The sequence below is a fragment of the Streptomyces sp. NPDC004629 genome, from assembly GCF_042873595.1.
Lineage (GTDB): Bacteria > Actinomycetota > Actinomycetes > Streptomycetales > Streptomycetaceae > Streptomyces.
On sequence record NZ_JBIALO010000063.1, the window covers coordinates 1 to 16,132 of the forward strand.

Below are 16,132 nucleotides of genomic sequence, written 5' to 3' on the forward strand. Positions count from 1 at the left end.
ACGGCACCAGACGACAGCTCGACAAAGCCACTACAGACGGCGATCCACCGACGAAGCCACTGGATAGCTCACGAAACCACACTGGAGTACTAGGCGCGCGAGGGACCGAGCGAGCAACCAGGGACGAGCCGCACGCGGAGGTAACGCATGACCACCCTGATCGAGTCCGAAGAGCACAAGGCACTGCGGGCCGCCGTGGCCGCCCTCGGCGCACGCTACGGCCGTGAATACCTCACCCGCACCGTCGCCGAGGGCCGCCACCCCGCCGAACTGTGGTCCGAGGCAGGGAAACTCGGCTACCTCGGCGTCAACCTGCCGGAGGAATACGGCGGCGGGGGCGGCGGCATCACCGAACTCGCCATCGTCCTTGAGGAGTTGGGCGCCGCCGGCTGTCCGCTGCTCATGCTGGTCGTGTCGCCCGCGATCTGCGGCACGGTCATCGCCCGCTTCGGCACCGAGGAGCAAAAACGCGCCTGGCTGCCCGGCATCGCCGACGGCACCCGCACCATGGCCTTCGGCATCACCGAGCCCGACGCCGGCTCCAACTCGCACCGCATCACCACCACGGCCCGCCGCGACCCCGGCAGCGGCGACTGGCTGCTGACCGGCCGCAAGGTGTTCATCTCCGGGGTGGACATCGCCGACGCGGTACTGATCGTCGCCCGCACCGAGAATGCACGCACGGGCCGTCTCAAGCCGTGCCTGTTCATCGTTCCGCGTGATGCCGAGGGCTTTGCGCGGCGGCCCATCGACATGGAACTGAGCGCCGCCGAGAAGCAGTTCGAACTCACCCTGGACGACGTGCGGCTGCCCGCCGACGCCCTTGTCGGTGGGGAGGGTGGGGAAGGTGGGGAAGGTGGGAAAGGTGGGGAAGGTGGGGAAGGTGAGGAGGGGAACGCGGGTCTGCTGCACCTGTTCGCCGGGCTCAACCCGGAACGGATCATGACGGCCGCGTTCGCGCTCGGCATGGGCCGCCACGCGCTGTCCAAGGCGGTCGCATACGCCCGGGACCGCACCGTCTGGCAGACCCCCATCGGCGCCCACCAGGCCATCGCGCACCCCCTCGCGCAGGCGCACATCGACCTCGAACTGGCCCGGCTGATGATGCAGAAGGCCGCCCACCTCCACGACGCAGGCGACGACATCGGCGCCGGCGAGGCCGCCAACATGGCCAAGTACGCGGCCGGGGAAGCCTGTGTGAAGGCCGTCGACCAGGCCGTGCACACCCTCGGCGGCAACGGCCTCACCCGGGAGTTCGGACTCGCCTCGCTGATAACGGCCTCGCGCGTGGCCCGCATCGCACCGGTGAGCCGGGAGATGATCCTCAACTATGTCTCGCACCAGACCCTCGGCCTGCCCAAGTCCTATTAGGCCCGTCCGGCCCACCCGGCCCGCGAGGAGGATCCGTGTTCCGCAGCGAGTACGCAGACGTCCCGGCCCTGGAACTGCCCATCCACGAGGCCGTCCTGGGCCGGGCCGCCGAGTTCGGCGACCGGGCCGCGCTGATCGACGGCGTGGACGGCACCACCCTCAGCTACGCCCAACTGGACCGTTTCCACCGGCGCGTGGCCGCCGCCCTCGCCGCCACCGGCGTCCGCAAGGGCGACGTGCTCGCCCTGCACAGCCCGAACACCATCGCCTTCCCGACCGTCTTCTACGCGGCCACGCGCGCCGGTGCCGCCGTCACGACCGTGCACCCGCTCGCCACCCCGGAGGAGTTCGCCAAGCAACTGCGCGACGCGGCGGCCCGCTGGATCGTCACCGTCGCACCGCTGCTGGCCACCGCCCGGCGGGCCGCCGAACTCGCGGGCGGCATCCGGGAGATCTTCGTCTGCGACGGCGCGCCCGGCCACCGCTCCCTGACCGACCTGTCGGCCCGCACCGGGCCCGAACCACACCTCGCCATCGACCCGGCCGAGGACATCGCCGTCCTGCCGTACTCGTCCGGCACGACCGGCATCCCCAAGGGCGTGATGCTCACCCACCGGCAGATCGCCACCAACCTGGCCCAGCTGGAACCCGCGGCCTCCGCCGCGCCCGGCGACCGCATCCTCGCCGTCCTGCCGTTCTTCCACATCTACGGCCTGACCGCGCTGATGAACGCCCCTCTCAGACTGGGCGCCACCGTCGTCGTCCTGCCCCGTTTCGACCTGGAGACGTTCCTTGCGGCCATCGAGACCCACCGCATCACCGGCCTCTACGTCGCCCCGCCGATCGTCCTCGCCCTCGCCAAGCACCCGGTGGTCGCCCGCTACGACCTGTCGTCGCTGCGGTACGTCATCAGCGCCGCCGCGCCCCTGGACGCACGGCTCGCCGCCGTCTGCGCGCGCCGCCTGGGCCTGCCGCCGGTCGGCCAGGCGTACGGCATGACGGAACTCTCGCCCGGCACCCACGTCGTTCCGCTGGACGCCATGGAGCAGGCGCCGCCCGGCACCGTCGGCAAGCTCATCGCCGGCACCGAGATGCGCATCGTCTCCCTCGACGACCCCGGCCGGGACCTCGGCACCGGAGAGCCCGGCGAGATCCTGATCCGCGGCCCCCAGGTGATGAAGGGCTACCTGGGCCGTCCCGACGAGACCGCCGCCATGATCGACCCCGATGGCTGGCTGCACACCGGGGACGTCGGACACGTCGACGCCGACGGCTGGCTGTTCGTAGTCGACCGGGTCAAGGAACTCATCAAGTACAAGGGCTTCCAGGTCGCCCCCGCCGAACTGGAGGCGCTGCTGCTGACCCACCCCGGCATCGCCGACGCCGCCGTCATCGGCGTCTACGACGACGACCACAACGAGGTCCCGCACGCCTGCGTCGTCCGCCGGTCCGCCGCGGCCGGCCCCACCGAGGGCGAGATCATGATGTACGTCGCCGAACGCGTCGCCCCCTACAAACGGATACGGCACGTCACCTTCATCGACGGGGTGCCCCGGTCCGTCTCCGGCAAGATCCTCCGCCGCGAACTGCGCGTACCCGGGAGGCCGGCGTGACGCCGATCGGACGTACGCGCGCGCGTGGCATCGAAACCCTCAGCCTGGACTCGGTCGACACCCGCAACGCCCTGTCGGCCGCCCTGGTCGACGGCCTCGCGGACGCGCTGGCCGAATGCGCCGCCGACCCCGGCGTACGGGCCGTCGTCCTCACCCACACCGGCGGCACCTTCTGCGCCGGCGCCGACCTGCGCGACCCGCCCCAGCCCGACACCCTCGTCGCCCTGCTGCGGCAGCTCGTCGAACTCGACAAACCGGTCGTCGCCCGGATCACCGGACACGTCCGCGCGGGCGGCCTCGGGCTGCTCGCCGCCTGCGACATCGCGGCCGCCGTCACCGAGGCCACATTCGCCTTCACCGAGGTACGCATCGCAGTGGCACCGGCCGTCATCTCGCTGCCCGTGATCCCGCGCGCCGACCCGCGCGCCCTGGCCCGCTACTACCTCACCGGCGAGCGTTTCGACGCCGCCGAAGCCACCCGTATCGGCCTGCTGACCCTCCACGGGGACGATGTCGACGCGGCGCTCGCCCCCGTCCTCGACGGCCTGCGCAGATCCTCGCCCCAGGGCCTGGCCGCGACGAAGCGCCTGCTCACGGCTAGGGTGCTGGAGACATTCGACCGGGCGGCGGCCGATCTGACCGCGCTCTCCGCCCGGCTGTTCTCCTCCGCGCAGGCCCGGGAGGGGATGACGGCCTTCCTCGAACGACGGGATGCCCCATGGGTGCTGTGACCGCAGTCGACCGCCTCCCCAAGCAGGACCGCAGCCGGGCCACCCGGCAGCGGCTGCTGGAGGCCGCCGTGGCCTGCCTCGCCGAGCACGGCTGGGCGGGCTCCACCGTCTCGGTCGTCGCCGAACGCGCGGGCGTCTCCCGCGGCGCCGCCCAGCACCACTTCCGCACCCGCGAGGACCTGTTCACGGCGGCCGTCGAATACGTCGCCGAGCAGCGGTCCGCCGCACTGCGGGCCCTCTTCCCGGACGGCGCCGCGGCCCGCCCCGCCGTCGTCGCCGCCCTCGTCGACCTGTACACGGGCCCCCTCTTCCGTGCCGCCCTGCACCTGTGGGTCGCCGCCGGAGACGAGGAGCAGCTGCGGCCCCGGGTGACCGAACTGGAGGCCCGCGTCGGCCGCGAGACCCACCGGATAGCGGTGGAACTGCTCGACGCCGACGAGTCCCGGCCCGGTGTCCGCGAGACCGTGCAGGGACTGCTCGACATGGCCCGCGGCCTCGGCCTGGCCAACCTCCTCACCGACGACACACCCCGCCGTGCCCGCGTGGTCGCCCAGTGGACGGTCCTCCTGGACGAAGCACTGGCCTGAGAACCGCGCACGTGGACACCGCCGGCGGGCCGCGCCGACCGGTCACGGACTCAGCCGCTCCAGCCGCCAGGAGCCGTCCGGCTCGGCGACGTAACGCAGCCGGTCGTGCAGCCGGTTCTCGCGGCCCTGCCAGAACTCGACGGTCCGCGGCGCGATGCGGAAACCGCCCCAGTCGGGCGGCACCGGCACCTGCTCGCCCTCCGGATAGCGGGCGGCCAACTCGGCGTAGGACGCCTCAAGACCGGTCCGGGACGGGATCACCGACGACTGGGCGCTGGCCCAGGCACCCAGCTGCGAACCGTGCGGACGGGTGCGGAAATAGGCGGCGGTCTCGTCGCGGCCGGTGCGCCGGGCGGTACCCGAGACGACGACCTGGCGGGCGATCGGATGCCAGGGGAACACCACGGACACATACGGGTTGCCGGCCAGCTCACGGGCCTTGCGGGAGTCGTAGTTGGTGTAGAAGACGAAGCCGTACTCGTCGTACTGCTTCAGCAGGACCGTCCGGGAGCTGGGCCGGCCCTCGGCGTCCGCCGTGGAGAGGACCATCGCGTTCGGCTCGTAGAGCGTGCCGTGCGCGGCGGCCAGCGCGGCATGCTCGAACCAGCGGGCGAACTGGTCCATCGGGTGCGCGGCCAGGTCGGTCTCGTCGAGACCTTCCACCCGGTAGTGCTTGCGCATGGCGGCGGGATCGAGAATAGGGTCGCGGTCGGTCACCCGGTCATCCTGCCGTATACCCGTCCGCACTCGTATGGCACCGAGTGCCGCGGACCCTCCCCAACGCTGGCACCCGGGGTTATGGTGCTGATGCCCAGGCGGTCGGGTGAGCATCGGCCGGTCGGGGCATCACCGGGGTGACCGCCCGGACCGCGAGTCCTGAGAGCGACCGTGGAACCGTGGTGGTAACCGCGTTCCGGCCCGCGCCGCACACACCACGAGGAGCCGCCCCATGTCCGACTTCGTACCCGGGCTCGAAGGAGTCGTCGCATTCGAGACGGAGATCGCCGAACCGGACAAGGAAGGCGGCGCCCTGCGGTACCGGGGCGTCGACATCGAGGAACTGGTGGGTCACGTCTCCTTCGGGAACGTGTGGGGGCTGCTCGTGGACGGCGCCTTCAACCCCGGTCTGCCGCCCGCCGAGCCGTTCCCGATCCCCGTGCACTCCGGTGACATCCGGGTCGACGTGCAGTCGGCGCTCGCCATGCTCGCCCCGGTGTGGGGGCTGAAACCGCTGCTCGACATCGACGAGGAGCAGGCCCGCGACGACCTCGCCCGTGCCGCCGTGATGGCCCTGTCCTACGTCGCCCAGTCGGCACGCGGCCAGACCCTGCCGATGGTGCCGCAGCGGGAGATCGACAAGGCACAGACGATCGTCGAGCGGTTCATGATCCGCTGGCGCGGCGAGCCGGACCCCAAGCACGTCGCGGCCGTCGACGCCTACTGGACCTCCGCCGCCGAACACGGCATGAACGCCTCCACCTTCACCGCCCGCGTCATCGCCTCCACCGGCGCCGACGTGGCCGCCGCGCTGTCCGGCGCGGTCGGTGCCATGTCGGGTCCGCTGCACGGCGGCGCACCCTCCCGAGTCCTCGGGATGATCGAGGAGATCGAGCGGACCGGCGACGCCGAGGCGTACGTCAAGCAGGCCCTGGACCGGGGCGAGCGGCTGATGGGCTTCGGACACCGGGTGTACCGCGCCGAGGACCCCCGCGCGCGCGTGCTGCGCCGCACCGCCCGTGAGCTGGGCGCACCGCGCTACGAGATCGCCGAGGCACTGGAGAAGGCGGCCCTGGAGGAACTGCACAACCGCCGCCCGGACCGGGTCCTCGCCACCAACGTCGAGTTCTGGGCGGCGATCATGCTGGATTTCGCCGAGGTGCCCGCGCAGATGTTCACCTCGATGTTCACCTGCGCCCGGACCGCGGGATGGTCGGCGCACATCCTGGAGCAGAAGCGGACGGGACGCCTGGTGCGGCCCTCGGCACGCTATGTGGGGCCCGGACCGCGCAGCCCCCGCGAGGTCGCCGGATACGAGGCCATCGCCCACTGAGGAGCCGCCCCGGGACGCTTCTCACGCGGGCGTGAGCAGGCTCCCGTGGTGGCGCCGGGCGACCTGCGGGTGGGCGCGCAGCTCGCCCTTCAGTGCGTGATGGCCGTACTCGGCGCGCAGCGGGTCGTCCGTGGCGGCGGTGAAGCCGGGCGCCGCGCCCGCGTACGGGAACGGCAGCGGCGCCACGCGCGCGTCGAGCCGCGGGGCGCAGGAGAACGGGACGCAGACGCGCTCGGTGGGGCCGGTGAGCCGGTGGTCGGCGGCGATCAGATAGCCGTCGGTCGCCGCCTCCAGCAGGTCGCCGACGCTGACCACGAAGGCGCCGTCCAGCGGCAGTACGTCGGGGAAGCCGCCGCCGGTGTCCTGGAGCAGCAGCGTCAGGAAGCCGCGGTCCTGGTGCGCGCCGACGCCCCGGCCGGTGCCGTCGCCCGCGCTCCGGGGATGGCGCACGAGCCTCAGGCGCGGGTGCGCGCGGTCGCCGAGTACGGGGTCGTAGAAGCCGGCGGGAGCGCCGATCGCGGTGAGCAGTTCGCGCAGCAGCCGCCGGGCCACGCCGCTGAGCCGGTCGATCCAGGCGAGGGCGGCGGTAGGCAGTGCGGGGAGGGCGGCGGGCCACTGGTTGGGGCCCTCAAGCCACCCGTACGCGGGCTCCCCGGGACCGGGGACGCACGCCGGGCGTTCCGGGCCTATGTCGAACTGCTCACGCCGGTCGCCGCCGGTGTAGCCGCGGAAGTGCGGCGAGTTGACCTTGTCCAGGGCGAGCCGGCCGGCCTCGGGGAGGGCGAAGAAGGCACGCGTCGCGGTGAGCAACGCCTCCCTCTCGGCGCGGGGCACGCCGTGCCCGACGAGCTGGAAGGAGCCGACATCGTGGGCGGCGCTGTGCAGTTGCGCGTGCAGCAGGGCCCGTGCCTGCGGTCCGCGGTCGGCGGCCGACAGATCGATGATGGGCAGGTGGTCGTACGACGGGGGATGCGTCATGGGGGTGCGTCCGCGGCTCAAGAGAGGCGTCGAACGAGCGAGAGGGCCGGTCAGGCGGTGCGCCGACAGGCCATGCTCGTGACGCGCAGAAAGTCCACATGACGGCGCCGAACGAGCATCGCAAGCATGGGCCATGGGTAACGCCCCTTCCCTCGCCGGTCGTCTCCGCAGACGCAGACGACCCGCGGACTCGGGTCCTCCGTCGAACGACGAAGAAGCCGGCCGGACGTACCGGCGAGCCCGCGGGTCGGGTGACTGCGTTGGATTAGGCCGGCTGCGTGTCGCTTGCCCACGCTGGTCCGGCACCGCACTGGGTGTGGTGGCAGGCCGCTAGCCCGCAGCCACCTCGCGCGTCCGGGTTTCACTCATGTACCCGATCACCTCCTTTCGACGTAACAGCCACCCTAAGAAGGAGGCGGCGGGCGTTCAAGGGATTTTCGGAGGCGTTGACGATCCCCTTGCGGCGTGCGGCGAAGGGCGCCAGGCAGCAGGTCTACAACGATTCCTTCAATCTTGCGGGAACCAAGTGTGTGTTGTGTCACGTTCGAGTTGAATGAAAGGCAGAGAGCGAATTTTCGCGCCGTGTGTGCGGACGCAGCCTGCAGGGGGTCCAGGGTGAGTGCTTCCCGGCGTAGTGGGACCACCGACGAACTCGGGCCGGACGAGCCCGAGCGGGACGGTGGCGCGGGCGCGTCCGGTCCGGAGGACCCGGGCGGCTCAGACCTGCTCGCCGCGCTGCTGGACGGGATGGACGCGGCGCTGTGCGCCTTCGACGCGGACGGCGTGGTCACCCACTGGAACCGGGAGGCGGAGCGGATCCTCGGCTGGACCGCCGCCGAGGCGGTGGGGCGGCAGGGGTTCGCGGGCTGGGCGGTGCGCAGCGCCGACGCCGAGGAGGTCGAGGGCCGGCTGCTGTCCGCGATGCATGCGCCCGGCCGGCAGGTGCACGAGTTCGCGCTGGTCACCAAGGACGGCGGTCGGGTCCTGGTGCGCACCCAGTCCGCGGCGGTGCGCGGGCCGGACGGCAAGCCGGCCGGGGTGTACTGCGCCTTCAGCGAGGTGCACGCGCAGATCGACCTGGAGCGGTCGATCGCGCTGAGCGAGGCGTTGTTCGAGGACGCGGCGTGGGGGGTCGTGCTCGTCGACGCCGACCTGCGGCCCGCGGTCGTGAACGCGCACGCGGCACGGGCGCTGGGCATAGGGCGTACGTCCGCGCTCGGCCGGCCCTTCGGCGAACTCCTCGCACAGGGTGTGGAGGAGCTGGAGGGCGCGCTCACGCATGTGCTGGCCGAGGGCGCGCCGCCCGCGCCGGCCGAGATGTGGGTGGCGGTGCGGACCCCGGAGGGCGAGCGGCGGCGGTGCTGGCGCAGCGGTTTCCTGCGGCTCGCCTCGCCGCTCGCGGAGGAGCCGGTGCCGCTCGGGGTGGGCTGGCTGTTCCAGGACGTGACCGAGGCCAAGCAGGGCGAGCAGGAGGCGTCGCTGCTGCGCTTCCGCACCAACCAGTTGCACCGGGCGGCCCGTGCGGCGGCCGAGTGCGAGGACCCGGCGGAGGCGGCGACCGTCCACCTCGACTTCGCGCTCGCCGGTTTCGCCGACCATGCGCTGATCGACCGGGTGGCGGGTCCGCCGCCGGGCGACGACGGTGCGGCGCGGGCGCGGCTGGTGCGGATCGCCGCGACCCCGTCCGGTGCGCCGGGGCCCAGCCTGCTCACCGGCGCGGCCGGGCTGCCGGTGCGCTACGAGGACGGCCACCCCGCGCTCCAGTGCGCCGAGCGGGGCGGGACGGTGCGGGCCGATGCCGGCGGCATGTCAGCGGAGCGGGCCCGCGAGTGGGCGCTGGCCCGGCAGTGGCCCGGGGACTGCGTGCACGCGCTGTGTGCGGTGCTGCGCAGCCGGGGGCGCACGCTGGGTGTCGTGACGTTCCTGCGCGGTGCCGCACGCACCGGCTTCGAACGCGTCGACGCGACGTACGCGGAGGATGTGGCGGCCCGTATCGCGGCGGCGCTGGACCTGGCGGCGTGCTCCGCTGAGTGAGCCGCGTTCGTCTGCGGCGGCGTGGGTCGTCGTTCGTCTGCGGTGGTGTGGGGGTTGCTCGCGTAGTTCCCCGCGCCCCTTCGGGGCGCCGGGTCGGGGGGTCAGTGGCGGTAGAAGATTCGGTCGCGGTACTCGTTCATGATCTGGGTGTTCCACTCGTGGCCGCCGTCGACGTTGCCGGAGCGCAGCAGGGGTGGTTCGGTGCCGCGGGCGGCGAGGGTCTGCGCCGTCGTGGCCATGACCGCCTGGAGCAGGGCGGCGGTGACGACAGTGGAGGCCGGGGCGAAGGGGGCCGGGATGGTGTCGAGGGTGAGTTCCGCGTCACCGACCGCGATCTTCGAGTCGAGGACGATGTCACAGTGGTCCTTCAGGTAGGTGCCCGAGGAGTGCCGGGAGGTGGTCTGCGCGGCGTACGCCACCGAGGTCACGCCGATGACCCTGGCACCCAGGGAGCGGGCGTGCATCGCCATCTCCACGGGGAGGGCGTTGCGCCCGGACAGCGAGATGATCACGAGGGCGTCGTCGGCCCGGAGCGGCGAGGTGTCCAGGACGGCGGTGGCCAGACCGTCGACGCGTTCGAGGGCGGAGCCGAGCGTGGCGGGGACGACGTCGACGCCGACCGCCCCGGGGACGGGGAGCAGGTTCATCAGGGCGAGACCGCCGGCCCGGTAGACGATGTCCTGGGCGGCGAGGGAGGAGTGGCCGGCGCCGAAGGCGAACATCCGGCCGCCGGCCTCCACGGTGTCGGCGAGGAGCGTGCCGGCGGCGGCGATGGCCGCGGACTCCTCGTCACGGGCCCGTTGCAGCAGGCCGATGGCGGCGTCGAAGAACTGGTCGGCCGGTGTGCCGTCGCTCATGCGGTGCCCCTTCGCAGCGTCTGTGTCGCGGATCACCGTGCGGTCTGGACCAGTGCGCTGTCAATACGCGGTGGGCTGGTCCCGGGCGCGCCGCGCACGCACTCGTCACCCGGTGGTTTCGGCGGTGCGGCACGGTTGTCAGTGGTATGCGTCAGAATTGAGGCCAGGGCCAGCGCACGCCGGAGAGCGGTGAGCTTCCGGCACAGGTAATCAAGGGGCACGTATGTCCGGACTGATCGACACCACGGAGATGTACCTCCGCACCATCCTCGAACTGGAGGAGGAAGGCGTGGTCCCGATGCGCGCCCGCATCGCCGAGCGGCTGGACCAGAGCGGGCCGACGGTGAGCCAGACGGTGGCGCGCATGGAACGTGACGGCCTGGTCTCGGTGGCGAGCGACCGGCACCTGGAGCTGACCGACGAGGGCCGTCGGCTGGCCACGCGCGTGATGCGCAAGCACCGCCTCGCGGAGTGCCTGCTCGTCGACGTGATCGGCCTGGAGTGGGAGCAGGTGCACGCGGAGGCGTGCCGCTGGGAGCACGTGATGAGCGAGGCGGTGGAGCGCCGCGTCCTGGAGTTGCTGCGCCACCCGACCGAGTCGCCGTACGGCAATCCCATCCCGGGCCTGGAGGAACTGGGCGAGAAGGACGGGGCCGACCCGTTCCTGGACGAGGGCATGGTGTCGCTGGCGGACCTCGATCCGGGCGCGGACGGCAAGACGGTCGTCGTCCGCCGTATCGGCGAGCCGATCCAGACCGACGCGCAGCTGATGTACACGCTGCGCCGGGCGGGCGTGCAGCCCGGTTCGGTGGTGAGCGTGACCGAGTCGGCGGCCGGTGTGCTCGTGGGCAGCAGCGGTGAGGCGGCCGAGCTGGAGTCCGACGTGGCCTCCCACGTGTTCGTCGCCAAGCGCTGAGCGCGCGGCGCCCCGGCCGGCGTCCGGGTCCGCCGTCGGCTTCCGTGACCGGCGCGCCGGTCGTGCGCCCGGTCGAACGATGCCGCATCCAGGATTCGGTACGCCGAATGGCAGCGCTTCGACGGTTCCCGTGCGAGGCTGTCGCGAGAGGCATATGACCACAGGGGGGTGGGGAGGATGTGCCGCAGACAGGGGGTGGGCCCCGGCGCCGTGCGGCGCCGGGGCCTGTCCTCCCCTGTGCTGACCCGGAGCCCCGAGCTCTCAGGGTCATCCCCGCGGACCGTTTTCCCCGAGTGGTCCGCCTCCCGCGTAAGAACTCCCCTCGGTGGCGACGATCATTCCTCGCCGAGGGTCACTCGAATGAGGGGTGTTGCCTGCAGAGGCAGCAGTTCCGAATAGACATTCGATAATCTGCGGCCGTCTTCGGCGGCAGCTGGGCAACGCAGCGGTACGACGGCAGGACAGCGGTACGGTCCGAGCGGAGCTAGGGGGGTGCCAGCGCATGGCACGGCGTATCGACGTGAGGGGAGCGGGCGGCGTGGGCCTGGCCGCCTGGGAGTTCGCCGACCCTCCCAAGAGGGACCCGGAGCACGGGCCCGGGGTGCTGTTATTGCACGGCCTGATGGGGCGTGCCTCGCACTGGGCGGCCACCGGGCGCTGGCTTTCCGAGCGTCATCGGGCCATCGCTCTGGACCAGCGCGGCCACGGCCAGAGCGAGAAGCCCCCGCAGGTCGCCTACACCCGCGAGGCCTATATCGAGGACGCCGAGGCGGCCGTCGAGCAGCTCGGTCTCGGCCCGGCCGTGCTCATCGGGCATGCCATGGGCGCGCTCACCGCCTGGCAGCTGGCCGCCAAGCGCCCCGATCTGGTGCGGGCGCTGATCATCTGCGACATGCGGGCCTCTGCGCTGGGCGGGGCCTCGCAGCGCGAGTGGGCCGACTGGTTCAAGTCCTGGCCCGTGCCCTTCGCCACGCTCGCCGACGTACGCAAGTGGTTCGGCGAGGACGACCCCTGGGTGGACCGGCCGAACCCGGCGCGCGGCGCGTTCTTCGCCGAGGTCATGCACGAGTCGGTCGACGGCTGGCGGCCCGTCTTCGAGCCCGAGCGGATGCTGAAGTCCCGCGAGACCTGGGTCTACGACGCGCACTGGGAGGAACTGGCCCAGGTCCGCTGTCCCACCCTGGTCGTCCGCGGCCTCGACGGCGAGCTGGGCCGCGCCGAGGCCCAGGAGATGGTCCGGGTCCTGCCCCACGGCCAGTACGCGGAGGTCGCCGACGCGGGCCACTTCGTCCACTACGACCGCCCGGAAGCCTGGCGCACCGCGATCGAACCCTTCCTGACCACGGTCACCAAGAAGTGACAACAACCCTCACGGGGCGCGGGCGGCACGGGCGCGCACGGTCTTGCGAGGCGTCTCACGGGGCGCGGCCGGCCTCACGGAGGTGAGGGACCAGAGCCCGCGTGCGGGGGCCTCGCGGGGCACGGGGCCTGACCGCGGGTACGGGCGGCCTCGCGGGGGTGTGGGTTGTTCGTACTGGGGGAGGGCGGTTCTCGCGGGTGCAGGCGGCTCTCGCGGGCTGAGGGGGCTGAGTGCGGGCGGTTGTCGTGGGTGAGGGGGCTGCGGTGGGTGTGGGTGGTCTTGCGGGGGTCTCGCGGGGTGTGGGTTGTTCGTAGGGGGCAGGGCGGTTCTCGCGGGTGCGGGCGGTTTCCCGGGGCGTGGTGCGCTCTTCGCGGGGGTGAGGGGGCTGAGTGCGGGCGGTTGTCGTGGGTGAGGGGGCTGCGGTGGGTGTGGGTGGTCTTGCGGGGCCTCGCGGGGTGTGGGCTGTTCGTACGGGGAGAGCGGGTCTCGCGGGGTGTTTCCTCCGAGGAGAGCGGGCCGGTCTTGCGGCATGCGGGCGATTTTCGTAGGGGCGGGGCGCTGCGTGGGTGTGGGTCGGTTTCGCGGGGGTGGCCGGTCTGCACGGGCGGCTCGTGGGGGTGCGGGCGGCTCGTGGGGGTGGGGTCGGCTGGGTGGTTCGTTGACCGGTGGTTGTGCGGCGCCGTTCGTGGCGGGCAGCGCGGGCGGCGCGGTGAGCGGGTTGGCGCGCGTCGGCCCTATGCCGGTCCCGGTCGGGTGAAGTGCCGTGCAGCGCCCGGATCGGCCGCGTGGGCGGTCCCGGCCGGGTGGCCGCCGGCGGACCGCCGCCACCAGCGCCACTGCCGCCAGCAGCCACTACCGCCATAGCGCCGTAGGCGTCGCAGGCGTGGTCAGGTTTTGCTTACAGCTGTCAGGATTTCTGGTAGGCGGGCCGCCGTTTGCGGGGCCGCGAGTCGCAGGCCCAGCAGGGTGATCGTCGCGCCGTAGGCGGCGCCGACCGGGAGCAGCAGCCAGGTGAAGGCATCGCCGCCCCCGCTCACGTTCAGCCAGATGGCGAGCGCGATGACCGGCGCGCACAGCAGGGCCGCCGAGACCATGCCGCCGAAGATCGCGATCCAGGCGAGGCCGGCCTGCCCGGGCGCGACGTTCTTGTAGCCCTCCTGCGGGATGGAGTACGGAAAACGGGCCGAGGTCCACGCGCCGGTCGCCAGCATCGCCCCGAGCAGCGCGAAGGACAGGCCCAGCGCCTCGGGCAGCCGGGGCCAGTCGCCCAGCATGGCCGTGGTCAGCACGGTCACGAGGGTGGCGTACGGCAGGGTGATCACCAGCAGCGCCAGCGCACGGCCGCGCAGTTCGACATATGCGTCCCGGCCGGACGAGATGGTCCCGGCCACCATCCAGAACGCGGAGGTGTCCTGCCCGAACTGGTTGTACATCTGGATGCCGAGCATCCCGGCGGCGAAGCACGCGAAGTAGATCGAACCGGTGCCTTGCAACGCGTTGAACACCGGCACGATCAGGCCGATGGCGAGCGAGGTCACCCACGCGGCCTTGGTCTTGGGGTCGCGCCAGATGTAGCGCAGGGAGCGTTCCATGACCGTACCGGTGCGGCCCGCGGGCAGCAGCCGCCCGAGCCGGGTCGAGGCGCGTTCGCGGGCGCCGCTGTCGGCGGCCGGCAGGGTGGAGCCGTCGGGCGCGGTCATCAGCCGGGTCAGGCTGCGCGCCCACACGGTGACCAGCAGCGCCAACGCCGCTGCGGTCAAAAGCAGTTGGGCGGCGGCCGTGCCGTAGGACCGTTCGCTGACCGCGTGCACCGCGCCCACCGCGGAAGCGGGCGGCAGCCAGCGCAGCACGTCGGCGACCGGGGACAGCTGCCCGAGCCCCGTCGATCCGAGCCGCTGCGCACCGAAGTTGACCAGTTGCGCGCCGACCGCGATGACCAGCCCGCTGAGCACCGCGAGATCGCGGCCCTTCCGGCTGGTCAGCAGCCGTACGTTGGCGGCGGCCACGGCTCGGGCGAGGGCCACGCACACCAGCAGCCCGAGGACGACCGCGACGACGGCGGTGCCGTAGGCCGCCGCGCCCCGGGCGACCGACAGGGCGCAGCCGGCCAGCAGGAGCAGTGTGAACAGCGGGCCGATACCGACCAGCGAGGCCGCCAGCAGGGCCCGCACCAGCAGGCGGGGGCGCAGCGGCAGCATCACCAGCCGGGTCGGGTCCAGCGTCTCGTCCCCGCTGGGGAAGAACAGCGGCAGCACGGCCCAGCCCAGCGCGAGCACGGCCGTGCCCAGCACGGCGACGGCGTCGGCGTGGGCGTGTCCGCGCAGCGCGAGCAGGCCGAGCAGTTGCAGCGCGGCGAACAGCAGCGCGATGACGGCTGAGGCGATGAAGGCGGCGCGCCGGCCGCCGGACTGCCTGAGCCCGTTGCGCAACAGGGACAGTTTCAGCCGTACGACGGTGGCGGTGACGTCGCTCATCGGGCGCCGCCGCCCAGCCAGTCCAGGTCGGACCCGGCGTCGCGGCCCTGTGCGCCGACCAGTTCCAGGAACGCGTCCTGGAGGGTGGAGTGGTCCCCGCGCACCTCGGGCAGCGGGCCGGTCGCGCGGATGCGGCCCGCCGCCATCACGGCCACCCAGTCGCACAGCGATTCGACGAGTTCCATGACGTGGGAGGAGAAGACGACGGTGGCGCCGGAGGCCGTGTACCGCTCAAGGACGCCCCGGATGGTCTGCGCGGACACCGGGTCGACGCCCTCGAACGGCTCGTCCAGAAAGAGGACTTCGGGGTTGTGGAGGAGGGCAGTGGCGAGCCCGATCTTCTTGCGCATGCCGGTGGAGTAGTCGACGACGAGCTTGTGCTGGGCCCCGGCGAGATCGAGTACGTCCAGCAGCTGGGTGGCCCGCTTGTCCACCTCGGGCCCGGGCAGGCCCCGCAACCGCCCGGAGTAGCCGAGCAGTTCGCGTCCGGAAAGCCGCTCGAACAGCCGCAGCCCCTCAGGGAGCACGCCGATCCGTGCCTTGACGGCCACCGGGTCCCGCCACACGTCGTGGCCGACCACCTCGACGCTTCCCTGGTCGGGCCTGAGCAGCCCGGTCACCATCGACAGGGTGGTGGTCTTCCCGGCGCCGTTGGGCCCCACCAGCCCGATGAACTTCCCCGCGGGCAGCTCCAGATCGACCCCGGCAACGGCAACCTGCTGCCCAAACCGCTTCCAAAGCCCCCGCACCCGCACGGCGGCCCCGCCCACTCCCGCTACCTCCGACATACAAGCACCCTACGACCCCCGCCAGAACCCCAAGAAACCCCAAGCCAAGCCCCCACGACCCCGCACCCGCCAGGCTTCTTCAGAGGGCTTCTCGAAACCGAGTGTGCAGCTTGGGGTTCCGTACGGGTGTGCTGTTCAGGTGATTGTGGCTGCGCGGGGGCATGAAGGCAGGGCCTCTCGGTAGCACAGGGGGTGTCTACGCCACTGCTCACCGGGAGGCCCTGTTGCCGCAGTTGTATCGGTCTGCTGTGAAAGAGTCCATTCCGGACACACGGACATGCGACTGCTTCGCCCACACGTACGGCAACGCCGCGGACCATCCGTCCGGCAGACACCGCTATCCGACCGACATGAGTGACGGAGAGTGGGCAGC

13 protein-coding genes are annotated in these 16,132 nt (G+C 72.3%); 8 read left to right on the forward strand and 5 right to left on the reverse strand.

Features of this window, described 5'->3' with window-relative positions:
• Positions 1–147 precede the first annotated feature (147 nt).
• From ACFYTE_RS41495 to ACFYTE_RS41510, 4 genes are read left to right on the forward strand one after another with little or no spacing between them, the layout of a single operon-like run.
• Positions 148–1,371, forward strand: coding sequence for an acyl-CoA dehydrogenase family protein (locus ACFYTE_RS41495; protein ID WP_388722367.1), 1,224 nt, complete (start codon positions 148–150; stop codon positions 1,369–1,371).
• Between the two features lie 35 nt (positions 1,372–1,406).
• Positions 1,407–2,984: a 4-coumarate--CoA ligase family protein gene (locus tag ACFYTE_RS41500; RefSeq protein WP_388722369.1), complete on the forward strand. Its 1,578-nt coding sequence runs from the start codon at positions 1,407–1,409 to the stop codon at positions 2,982–2,984.
• Positions 2,981–3,715: an enoyl-CoA hydratase family protein gene (locus tag ACFYTE_RS41505; RefSeq protein WP_388722371.1), complete on the forward strand. Its 735-nt coding sequence runs from the start codon at positions 2,981–2,983 to the stop codon at positions 3,713–3,715. Before ACFYTE_RS41500 ends, ACFYTE_RS41505 begins: the two co-directional genes overlap by 4 nt.
• Positions 3,703–4,302: a TetR/AcrR family transcriptional regulator gene (locus tag ACFYTE_RS41510; protein ID WP_388722372.1), complete on the forward strand. Its 600-nt coding sequence runs from the start codon at positions 3,703–3,705 to the stop codon at positions 4,300–4,302. The genes ACFYTE_RS41505 and ACFYTE_RS41510 overlap by 13 nt, the downstream gene beginning before the upstream one ends.
• Before the next feature lie 42 nt (positions 4,303–4,344).
• Here the strand turns inward: ACFYTE_RS41510 and pdxH are convergent, their stop codons facing one another.
• Positions 4,345–5,019, reverse strand: coding sequence for a pyridoxamine 5'-phosphate oxidase (gene pdxH, locus ACFYTE_RS41515; protein ID WP_388722374.1), 675 nt, complete (start codon positions 5,017–5,019; stop codon positions 4,345–4,347).
• Between the two features lie 232 nt (positions 5,020–5,251).
• Here pdxH and ACFYTE_RS41520 point away from each other — a divergent pair, with 232 nt between their 5' ends.
• A complete protein-coding gene (locus ACFYTE_RS41520; RefSeq protein WP_388722376.1) occupies positions 5,252–6,352 on the forward strand; it encodes a citrate synthase 2 in 1,101 nt (366 codons plus the stop codon).
• A gap of 21 nt (positions 6,353–6,373) precedes the next feature.
• Here ACFYTE_RS41520 and ACFYTE_RS41525 read toward each other — a convergent pair whose 3' ends face one another.
• Entirely contained in the window at positions 6,374–7,330 is a 957-nt protein-coding gene (locus ACFYTE_RS41525) for an isopenicillin N synthase family dioxygenase (RefSeq protein WP_388722378.1), read from the reverse strand.
• A gap of 615 nt (positions 7,331–7,945) precedes the next feature.
• Here ACFYTE_RS41525 and ACFYTE_RS41530 point away from each other — a divergent pair.
• Entirely contained in the window at positions 7,946–9,364 is a 1,419-nt protein-coding gene (locus ACFYTE_RS41530) for a PAS domain-containing protein (RefSeq protein WP_388722380.1), read from the forward strand.
• 101 nt (positions 9,365–9,465) lie between these two features.
• Here the strand turns inward: ACFYTE_RS41530 and ACFYTE_RS41535 are convergent, their stop codons facing one another.
• Positions 9,466–10,221, reverse strand: a complete 756-nt coding sequence (locus tag ACFYTE_RS41535) for an SIS domain-containing protein (protein WP_388722382.1) — start codon at positions 10,219–10,221, stop codon at positions 9,466–9,468.
• A gap of 223 nt (positions 10,222–10,444) precedes the next feature.
• Here ACFYTE_RS41535 and ACFYTE_RS41540 point away from each other — a divergent pair, with 223 nt between their 5' ends.
• A complete protein-coding gene (locus ACFYTE_RS41540; RefSeq protein WP_388722384.1) occupies positions 10,445–11,137 on the forward strand; it encodes a metal-dependent transcriptional regulator in 693 nt (230 codons plus the stop codon).
• 502 nt (positions 11,138–11,639) lie between these two features.
• Positions 11,640–12,497, forward strand: coding sequence for an alpha/beta fold hydrolase (locus ACFYTE_RS41545; RefSeq protein ID WP_388722386.1), 858 nt, complete (start codon positions 11,640–11,642; stop codon positions 12,495–12,497).
• An 887-nt stretch (positions 12,498–13,384) separates the two neighbouring features.
• On the opposite strand, the gene ACFYTE_RS41550 is transcribed toward ACFYTE_RS41545, so the two are convergent.
• Together ACFYTE_RS41550 and ACFYTE_RS41555 are read right to left on the reverse strand one after the other, a co-directional pair.
• A complete protein-coding gene (locus tag ACFYTE_RS41550; RefSeq protein WP_388722388.1) occupies positions 13,385–14,971 on the reverse strand; it encodes a transporter in 1,587 nt (528 codons plus the stop codon).
• Positions 14,968–15,759, reverse strand: a complete 792-nt coding sequence (locus tag ACFYTE_RS41555) for an ABC transporter ATP-binding protein (RefSeq protein WP_388722390.1) — start codon at positions 15,757–15,759, stop codon at positions 14,968–14,970. Before ACFYTE_RS41555 ends, ACFYTE_RS41550 begins: the two co-directional genes overlap by 4 nt.
• Positions 15,760–16,132 lie beyond the last annotated feature (373 nt).

Bases quoted from the DNA above. Each gene is read 5' to 3' on its own strand.
- ACFYTE_RS41510 (WP_388722372.1), top strand. From the start codon at position 3,703: ATGGGTGCTGTGACCGCAGTCGACCGCCTCCCCAAGCAGGACCGCAGC.
- ACFYTE_RS41495 (WP_388722367.1), top strand. From the start codon at position 148: ATGACCACCCTGATCGAGTCCGAAGAGCACAAGGCACTGCGGGCCGCC.
- ACFYTE_RS41520 (WP_388722376.1), top strand. From the start codon at position 5,252: ATGTCCGACTTCGTACCCGGGCTCGAAGGAGTCGTCGCATTCGAGACG.
- ACFYTE_RS41555 (WP_388722390.1), bottom strand. From the start codon at position 15,759: ATGTCGGAGGTAGCGGGAGTGGGCGGGGCCGCCGTGCGGGTGCGGGGG.
- ACFYTE_RS41535 (WP_388722382.1), bottom strand. From the start codon at position 10,221: ATGAGCGACGGCACACCGGCCGACCAGTTCTTCGACGCCGCCATCGGC.
- ACFYTE_RS41525 (WP_388722378.1), bottom strand. From the start codon at position 7,330: ATGACGCATCCCCCGTCGTACGACCACCTGCCCATCATCGATCTGTCG.
- ACFYTE_RS41545 (WP_388722386.1), top strand. From the start codon at position 11,640: ATGGCACGGCGTATCGACGTGAGGGGAGCGGGCGGCGTGGGCCTGGCC.
- ACFYTE_RS41540 (WP_388722384.1), top strand. From the start codon at position 10,445: ATGTCCGGACTGATCGACACCACGGAGATGTACCTCCGCACCATCCTC.
- ACFYTE_RS41550 (WP_388722388.1), bottom strand. From the start codon at position 14,971: ATGAGCGACGTCACCGCCACCGTCGTACGGCTGAAACTGTCCCTGTTG.